The sequence below is a fragment of the Bacillus sp. AK25 genome, from assembly GCF_048270685.1.
GTDB classification, from domain to species: Bacteria; Bacillota; Bacilli; order Bacillales; family Bacillaceae; genus Bacillus; species Bacillus altitudinis.
Genome location: NZ_JBLUWC010000001.1, coordinates 2,823,491 through 2,837,504 on the forward strand (window position 1 = coordinate 2,823,491; position 14,014 = coordinate 2,837,504).

Here is a 14,014-nt window from a genome sequence, read left to right on the forward strand (position 1 = left end):
TTTGTTGAGATAATATTTGTTCGCTTCCACATACGCTTCTTGTTTCGGCATGGCGAAAAAGAACGTGTAAATGGTATACACCAATGCAGGAATCAAAAGAACAAGGAGACCAAGTCCAATGTATCGTTCAATCTTCCATTTCTTTTTTGGAATGGTTAAGAGCGTCTTTTCTTTTGCTTCAATGGCTTCTATTTTTTGTTGAATCAAAGCAGACAATTCTTCCAGCGACTGTGTATCACTTATTTCCTTTGCCTGCTCAGATAATTTCAACGTATCATGATAAGCCAAATATTCTTGAAACTGATATTCATGGTCCACCACTCGAAGAATGACGGCTTTGACCTCTTTTAACAAACGTTGTTGGTCGGTTTCATATGGCGGGATGCTTTCTTTGACCCCGTAATGCAAAAATGCAGGCGCTAAGCCTTGATGAAAAACAATGTTTTCAGGAGAAACAATAGGATGCAGCCGCTTCACGTCGTGTTTGCACACTGCATCGACAAGCTGGTATGAAAAAATCCATTTGCTTTTTTCATCCTTTGCATGGATGAAACGAAATTCCTGATAGGCAGGAGGCGGTTGAATCGAAATGATGACCTCACCTTCGGTTAATTGGATCTCTTTTTTAAATGAAGGATTGATGTCTTTAATCGGTGCCGCTTCTAAACCGTCTAAGAGTTTAATTGTCTCTCTTTGAAAAATGAAGGTGTAAGTGCCTTCCTCTTTTTTCATGACTGCTTCTAATTGTTCTTCTAAATAGGAACTCTTTTTATCTGCCATTTACAAAAGTCCTTTCATAGTATTTCCAGCCTGTCTCCTGTGGTGATTCCACAGTCTGACAGCTTATATTCGCCTGAAAACACAGCTTTCTTATTGACTACACGCACCCATCCGCCATCTCGTTTAGGTAGTGAGATTTGTTTTGCCTGCCAGGCGATATGGATGACTTGTTTAATATGTAAATAATTTGATAGTCTCAAATCAAACACACTGCCATCATAGTTTTTTAAGTCGATGGTAATATCGATATACACAAATTTCCACCTCACAAAATAGAAAGAGCGCCGGCATCAACTGACAGACTCGGCGCTTTTTCTGCTTTTCACACTTAGAAAGGAAATCCCTTTGATTAGCCGCGGATTTGGCTAGCGATGTCTTGGTCAGTGCTTTCAAGTGTATTTGCAGTTTGATCAAGCTGATTGCTGACATCTGTTAATAGATCAGACATTTTGATGAATGAAGGTTTAAGCTGCTCGTATTGATCAGCGAATGCTTCACTAGAAGCACCTTCCCACATTCCTTTTAGGTCAGAGATCATTCTATTTAGACGATCAACTTGGTTTAACACTTCTTGACTTTCAACACCATATTGCTTAGCGGTCGCTCTTAGTTCTTCTGGGGTTACGCGAATAATTCCTGACATATTCCTCATTACCTCCCGTGCATAGCCGCCATATAATGGGCTAATCCACTTATTTTTTGACGTTATTATTATAAAAACAGAAATGATACACAGTCAAACAAATCTGTTTTTATTTTACAAAATGAGTCTATGGAATTACTGTTTTTTCGCTCTTTATCTAGTATTTAACAATTTTTTGGTCATATATTCTTAATAAAAGGGCGTGCACTTCGATGAATCTTTCCGCCTATTGATTTTTTACTACATTATTATTGTACTATTTCTTTTTGTGATCAACGCATGACCAATGTGCTCATTTCTCAAGCTTTTTGTTTTTTTAATGATTATGGCATTTTCTTGTTGATTTACGTACCTGATTCTCTTCATAATGTAAGTACGTGAAATATTCGAAAAAGCAGGGGTTTTTTATGACAAAAAAGACAGATCCATTTAAGTATAGCCTTGATCGTTTAGAGGATGTGGCAGACCAAATAAGTGATGTGCTCAATTGCCCTATTACTATAGAAGATACTCATCATCGATTATTAGCCTATAGCACACATAATGATTTCACTGATCCCGCCAGAACTTCAACCATTATCTCCCGCCGTGTACCGGAAAAAGTCATTAATCGGCTTTGGAAAGACGGTATCATTCCTACACTCCTTAAAACAGATGAACCGCTTCGCGTACCTCAAATTGCAGAAGTCGGTCTATCCAGCAGGGTTGCCATTTCCATATGGAAAGACAAAGAGGTGCTTGGCTTTATCTGGGCAATTGAATCCACGCAGCCTTTTTCAGATGAAGAAATGGACCTTCTCAAGATGGCAGCACATGCCGTGAAAAACAAATTACTCAATTTACAAATTCGAAAAACGAAAACAGAAGAACGCAATCAGGAGCTATTTTGGAAGATGCTCACAGGACATATTCATGAAAAGGATGAGATGCTTGATCTCTTCTTGAGACTTGGGATGAGGTGTCCAGACACGTATGCGATTATTATTTTTCGCCTTCGTGATGAACTCACAGAAGATACGGAAAAGAAGCTCTCCTATCTGCTTGAAACAACGCAGCAAGTGCAGGTGCTTTTAACGACTGTTGATTTTAACGAATTCATTATTCTTGTCTCTCCAAAAACAGAACATCCGCTTCAAGATATTAAACAATTCACAAGCGGCATGCTAAAGCAGTTGTCTGATCGGTATCAGCTCCATGACGTTCAAGCGGCCATTGGTGGAATTTACGATCACATTACTCATATTCAACCATCCTATAAAGAAGCATTGGCCGTCTTAAAAACAAAAGAACGCTTTCCTGTGGAAACAGAACGATTAAACAGCTTTTCTGAACTGGGTATTTATCAATACTTAGATGTGCTGGCTGAAAAACGAAAGGGATCGTCTTATTCTAGTTACTCTTTATCAAAGCTTGAGGATTACGATCTCAGGCATCATTCCAACCTTGTCGAGACCCTTGAACGATTTATTGATTGTGACAGCAACGCCAATATCGCCGCAAAGCAGTTAAATATTCATATCAACACACTGAATTATAGACTGAAGCGGATTACAGACATTGCAGAAATTGATTTAAAAAACATGAATGAGAAAATGACCATTTATCTTGATATGAAGCTAAAAAACGTCCCTTTGTGAAATTTCACAAAGAGGCGTTTTTTAATTTTTTCATTCAACCGAAGAATTTTCTAAACTTTCAGGATACACTAGACATACAATATCAATAGATAAGCATAGGAGGAATTGATATGATCATCGGCATTCCGAAAGAGATTAAGAACAATGAAAACCGGGTCGCATTAACACCAGGAGCAGCATCTCAATTGCTTTCAGCTGGACACCAGATTTTAATCGAAACGAACGCTGGTTTTGGAAGCGGATTCACTGATGACGATTATGTATCTGTTGGTGCAGAGATTCTTGATCAAGCGAAAGATGTGTGGGCATCTTCTAATATGATTATGAAGGTAAAAGAACCATTACCAGAAGAATATTCATATTTCAGAGAAGGTCTGATCTTATTTACGTACTTGCACCTTGCAGCAGAGCCCTCCTTGGCTGAAGCATTAAAACAAAAAGGTGTAACAGCCATTGCTTATGAAACGGTAACGGACGGAAAATCACTCCCTCTATTAACGCCAATGTCTGAAGTAGCAGGTAGAATGGCTGCTCAGATTGGTGCTCAATTTTTAGAAAAGCCAAAAGGCGGAAAAGGCATTTTGCTCGCCGGCGTGCCAGGAGTATCGAGGGGGAAAGTCACCATTATTGGCGGCGGTGTCGTTGGAACAAATGCAGCGAAAATGGCGATCGGACTTGGCGCAGATGTCACCCTTATTGATGTAAATGCAGAACGATTACGTCAGCTGGACGATCAGTTTGGTCATCAAATGAAAACGTTAATGTCTAATCCTGTTAACATTGCAGATTCAGTGAGCGAGGCAGACCTGCTCATTTGTGCGGTTCTCATCCCAGGTGCTAAAGCACCAACCCTTGTCACAGAAGAAATGGTGAAACAAATGAAGCCTGGTTCTGTCATTGTCGATGTAGCCATTGACCAAGGCGGGATTGTGGAAACAATCGATCATATTACAACACATGATCAGCCTACTTATGAAAAGCACGGCATTTTACATTATGCTGTTGCCAATATGCCAGGAGCGGTTCCGAGAACATCGACAGTTGCTTTAACAAACGTCACGGTCCCATACGCACTGCAGATTGCAAATAAAGGCGCTGCAAAAGCGATCAAAGAAAACAAGACGATTGCTGAAGGCGTCAATGTGATGAACGGACATATCACCTATGAAGCTGTCGCTCGTGATCTCGGCTATGATTATGTGCCTGTTAGTAAAGCCCTTGAAACCTCTTCCATGACCGAAGCTTAATATCTAGCCCGCCCTTTTCAGGGGCGGGTTTTATTGTTAACCTAAAATAAAAATGAGTTGACAAAAGAACCTCTTCCCCTTAATCTATTTGTACAGATAAGACAGGGGGAAATATCATGCAAAAGAAGACAAGAACAGCTGACTTTGTGCTCGTCGGGATGTTTGCTGCGCTCATGGCTATCGGAGCCAATATCACATCCATTGTGCCATTTTTACAGGTCGGCGGAATCCCACTTACGATGCAGCCGTTTTTTTGTGTGCTTGCTGGTCTTTTGCTGGGCAAACGACTTGGCGCATTGGCCATGATTGTCTATGCTCTTGTTGGGATCGCTGGTGCACCTGTATTCGCACAGTTCTCGGCGGGTCTCGGCGTTATTTTAGGAAAAAGCGGTGGCTTTGTGTTATCATACATTCCTGCTGCATGGCTTGCCGGATTCATTCTTGAAAAAAGACAAAACCCTGGTTTTGGCCGCTTTTTATTTGCAGCCATTGCAGGAACGACCGTGATGTATGTGATCGGGACAACTTATACGTACATCGCATTAAATGTATGGCTGAACGCACCAATCTCTTATCAAACCACATGGTTCTTCATGATATGGTTTATGGTAAAAGACTACGCGCTGACCATCCTCCTTGCGATGCTGGCACCTAAAATTTATCGATCTGTTTCAAAAGCTACATCCTTTCGTAAAGAACAAACAGCTTCCTAATATCAGAAAAGGTTCCTCTACTCTACGAGTAAGGAACCCTTTTTTCATTTTATAAAATAATTGCCGCAAGCCAGCCGAACAAGACGAGCGGGATATTATAAAAAGCGAATGTTGGGACACATGTACCCCAAATGTGGTGATGCTGTCCATCCATATTCAGTCCAGATGTTGGTCCGAGTGTACTGTCGCTTGCAGGTGAACCTGCATCTCCTACCGCCGCAGCTGAACCAATAATCGCAATAGTCGCCATTGGGCTGAACCCTAAGTGTAAACAAAGCGGGACAAAGATCGTCGTAATAATCGGAATCGTTGCAAATGATGAGCCAATGCCCATTGTCACTAGCAGACCCACCAGTAGCATTAAAATAGCCGCTAAGCTTTGGCTGTTTCCGATTAATTGGGATGATGCCTTGACGAGAGATTCAATATCTCCCGTTTTCGTTAAAACATTGGCAAATCCAGCAGCGACAAGCATAACAAATCCGATAAATGCCATCATGTTCATTCCAGATGTAATGAGCGCATCTGCTTCATCTCGTTTCATCATTCCCGTTACAAACAAGACAAGCAAGCCTGCAAGCGCACCGAAGATCATCCCTTCGACTCCAAGGCTTTGAGAAAGATATAACTGAACGATAAGTGATACAAGGATCGCAAGTCCAGCAAAGAACAAGCTTTTTTTCGTATAAGCCGATTTTTCTACATCCGTAATGTCACGATTTTCATATGTTTTTGGCTTACGATATACAAAAAGTGAAACGATCAAACCAAGAAACATGCCCCCTACAGGAATCAGCATCGCATACGGAATGTCTGCTAAATTCACTGTCAAACCTGCATCTTTCATGTTGTCACGAAGCATTCCGTGAAAAATCTGTCCAAAACCGACCGGAAGCAAAATATATGGTGCAGTAAGTCCGAAAGTCATCACACATGCTAGCAGTCTGCGGTCAATTTGAAGCTCGTTAAACACCTTTAATAATGGCGGGATTAAGACCGGAATAAAGGCAATATGAACAGGAACAACGTTTTGAGAAAAACAAGATACGATCAAAATGACCAGAATAATGAGCACTTTTGATAATGTTTTTCTTCTTGAATCGCCTTCTTTTCCAAGAAGCTTCACAGCTCCTTCGACCATGGCATCAGGAAGACCCGTTTTCGTCAGTGCGGCTGCGAATGCACCTAATAGTGCGTAACTAATCGCCACTGTCGCATTTCCGCCAAGACCGTCAGTGAACGCTTGAACTGTTCCCCCTAGACCTAATCCACCTGCAAGTCCGCCCGCTAAAGCGCCAAGTGCCAGCGCAATCACGACATTGACCCGCAGCAAGCTTAATATCAACATTAAAACAACCGCTAAAACAACTGCATTCATGGTGAAACCTCCGAAATCCTTTAGTTTACTAATGTAGTAGATAATTAAAGTACCAACGTATGTTACCATAGAAAATTTACTTCGTCAAATGGCGTATGTCCTACATAAAAAGCTCTGCCAGTTGGCAGAGCTCAGATTGTTGACAAAGGGCTAAAATGAACTTGATTTTAGCCCTTTGTCTTCTTTTCAGCGTGATAGAAAACCTTTGCAGTCTAGGAAGGACGAGCATCGGCGCGGAGCGAATTTGACATTCGTGAGCACCGAAGCGCAGGACTGACACCGAATGCGAGGGTTTGTCTACACGCTGAGCTCTGCCAGTTGGCAGAGCTTCTGTCTTTATTTCTTCGGTTCAAATCGTTCCACAAATGTTGCTAATGATCTGACCATCACACCTGTTGCTCCTGTTGGACCAAAGCATGAAGGCTTTTCTGTCGTGGCTGTTCCTGCAATATCTAAGTGAACCCAAGGGGTGTCTTCAGCGAATTCCCCAATGAATGCACCTGCCATGATCGCATGACCATCACGACCTGGTGAGTTATTCAGATCAGCCATTTTGCTGTTTCTTACTCGTTTTTTATCTTTTTCGGTGATTGGCAGCTGCCAAATCATTTCCCCGCATTCTTCTGATGCCTCTTTAAACTGGGCATACAGTTCATCGTTATTGGTCATCACGCCTGTTGTTTCATTCCCAAGTGCCACAATGACACCGCCTGTTAATGTCGCAACATCCACAAGCACAGAGGCGCCATGCTGCTTCGCATAGGTCACACCATCTGCTAAAACAAGACGACCTTCTGCATCCGTGTTAAGCACTTCGATTGTTTTGCCGCTTAGTGAGACAATGACGTCATCTGGCTTCATCGCATCTGCTGAGACCATATTATCTGTTGAGGCGATGACCGCAATGACATTCTGCTCTGGACGAAGTTCACCGATGATTTCCATTGCGCCTAAAACAGAGGCTGAACCGCCCATATCTGTTTTCATCCCCACCATACTTGCTCTTGGCTTTAAGGAATACCCACCTGTATCATACGTAATGCCTTTACCGACAAGGCCGATGACGTCTGTCCATTCTTCCTTGCCTTGATATTTCAATACAATCAGCTTCGGTGGTTCTGTTGAGCCTCTATTAACGGCTAGAATACCGCCCATTCCGAGCTCTTCCATTTGTTCTTTATCTAAAATTTCAATCTCGAATTCATATTTATAAGCAAGCTCAGCCGCATAGGAAGCAAGATCAGAGGACGTGAGCATGTTCGGGGGCATATTCACAAGTGTACGAGCCGAATTGACCGATTGTCCGTAGACTTCGCCCACTTTCAGACTTGCCTGAATTTCGGCAGCATCATGATCCGTTGTTGCATAAACAAATTCGATAAAGCGATCCGGTTCATTCGTTTTATGTTTAAAATCTTGTAATTCATATGTAGCTAAAAGGCAGCTTTCAGAAAGGGCATGGGCTGCATCTTGAACAGGCAGATCCTTTCCTGTGAAAGTATCAAGCATAACCGAAACTGCTTGCTTTTTATCTTGATGAAGCTTTTTAAATAAATGCGCAAACACTTCCTTTGCCTCTTCAAACGTGTAATCTGACTCCTTCCCAAGCCCGACAAAATAAATGCGTTTAATGCCGGTTTCAGGGGATGGGAAAAATTTCGAAAGCTGATTTCGTTTAGATGAAATATCGCCTTCTTTTAGTAATTCAGTGATTCTTCCTCCATGTAACTCATCCATTTCTTTTGCTTTTCCTGATAATTGGCTCTTTTGAAAAAGTCCGATGGCCAGTGTATCTTTATGTTGCAACTCATTTGTCGAGAAAAACATATTTATCACACGCTCCTTCAATGAACTCCATATTTCACATTGGAACTTCTATTATATCAAAATTTATGTGCTGATACGATCATTGCCAGCCTGTCTTCCCTTGAAGAACATTTATATTTTGGCACGCGGAAGGGTATCATGAAAAAGCGGCAGCGATCCATAGCAGCTTGTCCATGGTCTCCTCGTTCCACATCTACTTTCTTTAATGTTATAATGAACATGGACTTGGCAACAGTTCTTACTGCCATCATTTTTTTATCTTACTAGGGTAAATACTTTATCATTTCGCACGTTATTTTTTCTTAAAGAGAGGATGTTTCTTGTTCATGAGCGTACTGACGAATTTTCCGCTGCTTGCCAGCCTTGCAGCCATCTTTTTTGCACAATTTGTAAAAGTACCGATTCAATTTATCATTTCTAGACGACTAGATTGGTCGCTCATTACAAGCACAGGCGGAATGCCAAGTTCACACTCCGCAGCAGTAACAGCACTCTCAACAGCAGTTGCTTTAGAGCACGGGCTAGGAACATCTATTTTTGCCATTTCCGCCATCTTTGCCATTATTACGATGTTTGATGCGACAGGTGTTCGCAGACAGGCAGGAGAACAGGCAACTGTCCTGAACAAACTGGTCACAGATTTTAACCGGTTTGTTGCCGAGGCAAAGAACTTCCCAAATGCGGAAGAAAAAGAGAAGCAAAAGAAATTGAAAGAGCTTCTTGGGCATAAGCCGATTGAAGTCTTCTTCGGCGGCTTAACAGGAATCTTGCTCACACTCATCTTAGATTATTACTTCATGTAGAAACGAAAAAGCTTTGGACCTTTTGAGATCCAAAGCTTTTTTATTCTTTATTGGCTTGAAACTGCTGCCGGAACACTTGCATCGATTCTGCTTCATTCAACTGATTTAAGTCTTTTTCTGTCAGCGTCCCTTCACCCTTTTTAATCACATAAACGTCCAGCACTTTTTTACCCCATTCTCTATACACATCATCAACCGTTTCATAATATAAATCAAGCTTATGACCTTTAATCGCTTTCCCAGTATCTGCGACTACACCATAGCCATAATTGGGGATAAACAGGACAGTTCCTATCGGAAAGACAGATGGGTCCGCTGCCACGGTTGAATATAAATCACGTTTTACTTTGACGCCTGAATATGTAATGCCATATGCATGATGTTCTTTCGTCTTACCTGTTGATTCTACTCCTGCTGTATAACCTGTGGCGACAACCTTTTGCTTCGGATAATCGTTCCAATTAAATGCTTCTTCGAGAGAAACAGCACGCAAATCATCACTTTTCACCGCCATCGTCTGCCTTTTTGGATGCTTTAAAAAAGAAGATACGTGCTTACCGGCATCGGTCTCTTTCACCCATGCAGCGAGATCACTTGGTTCTACGCCAGATATGCCCGTAAAGCTTGTCATCAAGGCAAGCATAAACAGACCTGTCATGAACAATCGTTTCATCCATGTTTTCATTTCTATTTGTCACTCCTCTACCCATCTATTTGTTTCCAAACAAAATGGAAACTATGCAAAGGAGAAACAAAAAAACCCACTTGCGTGTAGACAAGTGAGTTAAAACATTTGATAGCCTCTTTTACGAAGGGCATTGATGACAAAACCTGAGGCAATGGCACCAATTAGACCACTTAATAAAATGATGATATCTGCCGCAGCAAGAGAAACGATGCGGTCTCCTATCCCGGAAAAAGCAATGCCTGGTTCTCTTACATAAGCGATCATCTTTTGATTATTGATAATGAAAAGGCATACAATTGGATATAAAATTGCCATAATCCATGACATTCTCAGCAGCATATTCAGCAAAAAGCCAATGCCGAAGAATAACACGAAAAATAAAATAACTGAAATGATAACGACTGGTAAACTGATCACTTCATCTCCACCCCCAAATATCCCATCATTAGTTTAACTTGGAAATAGAGATGAAGTCAATCAATGGAAAAAGCCGTAAGATTAATGCTTCTTTCCTGTCCCTTTACATTCCTCACATGTTTCTGATCCGCCGAGCAATAACTGAAAATATCCTTTTCCTGAACAATACTGACAAGTTGACTTTTTTTCTTTCGTTTGTGCATTCATATTGCTCACTCCTTAATCTAAATTTTCTGATAATTCATCATAACATATTTTTCTGTCCAGTACCAAGTGAGAAAATATTCCGTCAAACATGAAAAAACGTGTACCACAGGGATACACGTTTTTGTCTATATCGGTTTAGAAGAACTTGAATTTTCCTTTTTTCAGAACAAGTCCTGGTCCGCCAACCATGAATAATGAACGGTTGTCGATGATTTTTTTCATTGCAGAAGCTTTTGTTCCTTGAAGTTTTTTACCAAACGCAACACCTACAGCGTCGTGTTCACCAAGAGAAGCAACTGTTCCTTTGATGTCTGGCTTAAAGCTTTCAAGCGTGCCACCTTTTACTAGTGCTGCAAGGTTTTTCGCTACTGTTTCACCTTGCTGCATCGCAATTTGTGCAGTAGGTGGGTATGGACGATTAATTTCTTCATTGATGATTAATGAGCAGTCACCGATGATGAATACATCTTCATTTTCTGGTACACGAAGATCTGGAGACACTTTTACGCGGCCGCGCATGTTTTCAAATCCAGCTTCTTCAACGATTGGGTTACCACGTACACCAGCAGCCCATACAACAGTTTCAGCTTTGATTTCTTCTGTATCATCGTCTTTTCCAACAATGATGCCCTCAGGCGTACATTCTTTGATCGCTGTACCGATTTTGAACTCAACACCTTTACCTTGAAGGTAGTTCATCGCATAGTCGATCAATTCAGGATCAAATCCTGGAAGAGCTGTTGGTGCAGCTTCTACACAGATAATACGCACGTCTTTTTGATCAATATCATACTCTTTGCAAAGCTCAGGTACACGGTTTCCAAGCTCACCAAGGAACTCAATACCTGTGAAGCCTGCACCGCCGACAACGATAGTTAGACGCTCTGGGCGCTTTTCAGCATCTGTATTATAAGTCGCAAATTGAAGCTCAATATGCTCACGAAGCTGACGAGCAGAGTTGATGTTAGAGATTGAGAATGCATATTCTTTCAGTCCTGCAATACCAAATGTTTCAGGAACAGCACCAAGCGCAACAACAAGGTAGTCATAAGAAAGTTCGCCATCTGATGTCACAACTTTCTTCTCTTCCTTATTAATGCTTTCAACTGTTGCTTGTACAAAGTTGACACGGGAACTGTTAATCACATCTTTGATTTGATAACGACAACGGTCATGATGAAGAGTACCTGCACTTGCTTCATGTAACCATGTTGTTTCGTAATGATAATTATGCTTGTTCACAAGAGTAATGTCCGCATCATTTGTGCCAAGCTGTTTTGTTAATCTTGTTACAGTCATTAATCCGCCATAACCTGCACCTAATACAACGATTTTCGGTTTATTCACTGGAATCACATCCACCTTTTTTAAATTTGCTGTAAAACGGATAAAGAATTACATATCGTTATTCTCAACCGCTTTGCGGCATTTTATGAAATTTAAACAAAAAATAAGTATGTGAAAATCTGAACTTTCACCTACAAAAAACGAAAGCATTTGACCGTTTCCGACAAAAATTCATAAAAAATTAATATTTAGTTCCCTTAACAATAATAGCGAGTTCTGCTCCTTTTTTCAAGGCTTTAAACTGAAAATCCTTAGGATAAACGGTCTTTCTCTCTTTTTTCCCCTTTTCACAGCATCGGCATCAAAAAACGACAAGTTTTTCAAAACAAGTCAAACGACGATATGTGTTATGATATGATATAGTGATAACAATTTTCATTTGGGAGGATTAAGGAATGCAAGAAGATTCTAAGGTATATGACATTACCGTTATCGGGGGCGGCCCAGTCGGATTGTTTACTGCGTTTTACGGAGGCATGAGACAGGCAAGTGTGAAAATCATTGAGAGCCTTCCTCAGCTCGGCGGTCAACTATCCGCTCTTTACCCTGAAAAATACATTTATGATGTGGCTGGTTTCCCAAAAATCCGCGCACAAGAATTAGTTGATAATTTAAAGGAACAAATGGATAAATTTGACCAAACCATTTGCTTAGAGCAAGCTGTGGAAACGGTTGAAAAACAAGCAGACGGTATTTTCAAACTCGTTACGAATCAAGAGGTTCATTATTCAAAAACAATCATCATTACAGCTGGTAACGGTGCATTCCAACCGAGAAAGCTTGAGCTAGATGCAGCAGAATCATTTGAAGGAAGCAACCTGCATTACTTCATCAATGACCTGAACCAATTCGCTGGTAGACGTGTTGCTGTTCTTGGCGGCGGAGACTCTGCGGTCGACTGGGCACTGATGCTTGAGCCAATCGCAAAAGAAGTATCGATTATTCACCGTCGTGATAAATTCCGTGCACATGAGCACAGTGTAGAAAACTTGCACAACTCGAAAGTCAATGTGCTGACACCATTTGTGCCAACTGAGCTCATTGGTGAAGAACGCATTGAACAAATTGTGCTTGAAGAAGTGAAAGGCGATAAAAAACAAGTACTAGATGTGGACGATGTGATCGTCAACTTCGGTTTTGTTTCCTCCCTTGGACCAATCAAACAATGGGGCCTTGAAATCGAAAAGAACTCTATCGTGGTCAAATCCACGATGGAAACAAACATCGAAGGCTTCTATGCGGCAGGAGACATCTGTACGTATGAAGGAAAAGTCAAATTAATCGCAAGCGGATTTGGTGAAGCACCAACTGCTGTGAACAACGCCAAAGCTTACATGGACCCGAAAGCCCGTGTACAGCCGCTTCATTCCACAAGCTTATTTGAAAATAAATAAGAACGGATCAAAAAAAGGAGTCCCATCTGCGGAACTCCTTTTTTGTTTATTTAAAAATCCCAATATAGGCATTCGCCATTCCAAGTACCATTGCAGCAAGTAGCACCACAACAATTCCTGCCACAACCAAAATCACCCGATCCTTCACACGTTCCTTTTTCGGAAGCGGCTTGTCTATCCCGCAAGATGGACATGTTTTGGACCGATACGGAATCAGTTCATGACAGTTCCTGCAATTGATTTGTTCACTCAAACCTCAGCAACCTCTTTTCTGATGACAGTTTATGTTTGGTTCTCATGATACTCTTTTCGAGTGGAAATAGCCAGTTGTGAGGACAAGCTGTAACAAAATTGAGCGATTTACAAATTGTTTAATAAGGAATTGAATCAATGAAGGTTTGATTGGTTCAACCGATATAAGAAGGAGAAGATCGTCATGAAGGATAGGTGGAAAGATGATAAAGCGTTTCATGATTAGTTTAAGCTTGTTACTGATAATTGGTGGTTCAGTTGAAGTGTTTGCAAAAGACTATAACAAACATTATGCTCAATTCGCTGCCGGATCGAATATGGATGTTGATCAGCTAGAACCTTTTTTAACACATGTGTCCACTTCCATTTTAGATGCTGGTTTGAGTGATCGAGAAATCAAACAGATACTCACCAACGTTCAAAAAATGAATAAAAACAATGAAACAAAAAGAATGGGCATCTTTGAAGTGGTTTATCTTGGAGAACGAGCCAAGATGAAAATTGAGGTTGAAGTCCATGTGGAAGATGGCAATAAAGAAGTGGTGATCTATATGTTTAGCACCCAAGAGTTGGTGGATGTCTTGGATAAAGAACTATTGAATATAGAAGAAGCCATTTGAGAAAGAGACGCTGAATGAGTGTCTTTTTTTCATTTTTTACACCTTCATTGATCCCTTTCTA

At 41.0% G+C, this 14,014-nt stretch carries 16 protein-coding genes; 6 read left to right on the forward strand and 10 right to left on the reverse strand.

What is annotated here, in order from left to right:
* The 3 genes from essB to ACNO7B_RS14755 all read right to left on the reverse strand — a co-directional run.
* A partial coding sequence (essB, locus tag ACNO7B_RS14745; protein WP_417901642.1) for a type VII secretion protein EssB occupies positions 1-780 on the reverse strand: 780 nt, incomplete at its 3' end.
* A gap of 14 nt (positions 781-794) precedes the next feature.
* Entirely contained in the window at positions 795-1,034 is a 240-nt protein-coding gene (locus ACNO7B_RS14750) for an EsaB/YukD family protein (protein WP_008345897.1), read from the reverse strand.
* 95 nt (positions 1,035-1,129) lie between these two features.
* Positions 1,130-1,423 carry a WXG100 family type VII secretion target gene (locus ACNO7B_RS14755; protein ID WP_003213769.1) on the reverse strand — a complete coding sequence of 98 codons (294 nt, stop codon included), beginning with the start codon at positions 1,421-1,423 and terminating at the stop codon, positions 1,130-1,132.
* A gap of 407 nt (positions 1,424-1,830) precedes the next feature.
* Here ACNO7B_RS14755 and ACNO7B_RS14760 point away from each other — a divergent pair, with 407 nt between their 5' ends.
* From ACNO7B_RS14760 to ACNO7B_RS14770, 3 genes are all read left to right on the forward strand, one after another.
* Complete coding sequence (locus tag ACNO7B_RS14760; RefSeq protein ID WP_007500450.1) at positions 1,831-3,060, forward strand: PucR family transcriptional regulator; 1,230 nt, start codon at positions 1,831-1,833, stop codon at positions 3,058-3,060.
* Positions 3,061-3,170: 110 nt separating this feature from the next.
* A complete protein-coding gene (gene ald / locus ACNO7B_RS14765) occupies positions 3,171-4,307 on the forward strand; it encodes an alanine dehydrogenase (RefSeq protein WP_007500447.1) in 1,137 nt (378 codons plus the stop codon).
* Positions 4,308-4,423: 116 nt separating this feature from the next.
* The gene (locus ACNO7B_RS14770) at positions 4,424-5,020 is read left to right on the forward strand and encodes a biotin transporter BioY (RefSeq protein WP_007500444.1); all 597 of its coding nucleotides are present in this window, start codon (positions 4,424-4,426) and stop codon (positions 5,018-5,020) included.
* A gap of 49 nt (positions 5,021-5,069) precedes the next feature.
* On the opposite strand, the gene ACNO7B_RS14775 is transcribed toward ACNO7B_RS14770, so the two are convergent.
* Both ACNO7B_RS14775 and ACNO7B_RS14780 read right to left on the reverse strand, forming a co-directional pair.
* The gene (locus ACNO7B_RS14775) at positions 5,070-6,398 is read right to left on the reverse strand and encodes a Na+/H+ antiporter family protein (RefSeq protein ID WP_417901643.1); all 1,329 of its coding nucleotides are present in this window, start codon (positions 6,396-6,398) and stop codon (positions 5,070-5,072) included.
* 336 nt (positions 6,399-6,734) lie between these two features.
* Positions 6,735-8,225 (reverse strand): leucyl aminopeptidase, encoded by a 1,491-nt coding sequence (locus ACNO7B_RS14780; protein WP_417901644.1) that lies wholly within the window; start codon positions 8,223-8,225, stop codon positions 6,735-6,737.
* Positions 8,226-8,551: 326 nt separating this feature from the next.
* Between ACNO7B_RS14780 and ACNO7B_RS14785 the strand changes: the two genes are divergently transcribed.
* Positions 8,552-9,028 (forward strand): divergent PAP2 family protein, encoded by a 477-nt coding sequence (locus ACNO7B_RS14785; RefSeq protein WP_008346791.1) that lies wholly within the window; start codon positions 8,552-8,554, stop codon positions 9,026-9,028.
* Positions 9,029-9,068: 40 nt separating this feature from the next.
* Here the strand turns inward: ACNO7B_RS14785 and ACNO7B_RS14790 are convergent, their stop codons facing one another.
* From ACNO7B_RS14790 to ACNO7B_RS14805, 4 genes are all read right to left on the reverse strand, one after another.
* A complete protein-coding gene (locus ACNO7B_RS14790; protein ID WP_017358926.1) occupies positions 9,069-9,713 on the reverse strand; it encodes a 3D domain-containing protein in 645 nt (214 codons plus the stop codon).
* A 99-nt stretch (positions 9,714-9,812) separates the two neighbouring features.
* Positions 9,813-10,133: a YuiB family protein gene (locus tag ACNO7B_RS14795; RefSeq protein ID WP_003212933.1), complete on the reverse strand. Its 321-nt coding sequence runs from the start codon at positions 10,131-10,133 to the stop codon at positions 9,813-9,815.
* An 81-nt stretch (positions 10,134-10,214) separates the two neighbouring features.
* On the reverse strand, positions 10,215-10,340 hold the full coding sequence (locus ACNO7B_RS14800) for a YuiA family protein (protein WP_008346797.1): 126 nt from the start codon (positions 10,338-10,340) through the stop codon (positions 10,215-10,217).
* A 135-nt stretch (positions 10,341-10,475) separates the two neighbouring features.
* The gene (locus ACNO7B_RS14805) at positions 10,476-11,693 is read right to left on the reverse strand and encodes an NAD(P)/FAD-dependent oxidoreductase (protein ID WP_162149727.1); all 1,218 of its coding nucleotides are present in this window, start codon (positions 11,691-11,693) and stop codon (positions 10,476-10,478) included.
* Positions 11,694-12,082: 389 nt separating this feature from the next.
* Between ACNO7B_RS14805 and yumC the strand changes: the two genes are divergently transcribed.
* Positions 12,083-13,081 carry a ferredoxin--NADP reductase 2 gene (yumC, locus tag ACNO7B_RS14810; RefSeq protein WP_008346801.1) on the forward strand — a complete coding sequence of 333 codons (999 nt, stop codon included), beginning with the start codon at positions 12,083-12,085 and terminating at the stop codon, positions 13,079-13,081.
* 46 nt (positions 13,082-13,127) lie between these two features.
* On the opposite strand, the gene ACNO7B_RS14815 is transcribed toward yumC, so the two are convergent.
* Positions 13,128-13,334, reverse strand: a complete 207-nt coding sequence (locus tag ACNO7B_RS14815) for a hypothetical protein (RefSeq protein ID WP_008346803.1) — start codon at positions 13,332-13,334, stop codon at positions 13,128-13,130.
* A gap of 202 nt (positions 13,335-13,536) precedes the next feature.
* Between ACNO7B_RS14815 and ACNO7B_RS14820 the strand changes: the two genes are divergently transcribed.
* Complete coding sequence (locus ACNO7B_RS14820; protein WP_417901645.1) at positions 13,537-13,953, forward strand: hypothetical protein; 417 nt, start codon at positions 13,537-13,539, stop codon at positions 13,951-13,953.
* The last annotated feature ends 61 nt before the right edge of the window (positions 13,954-14,014 follow it).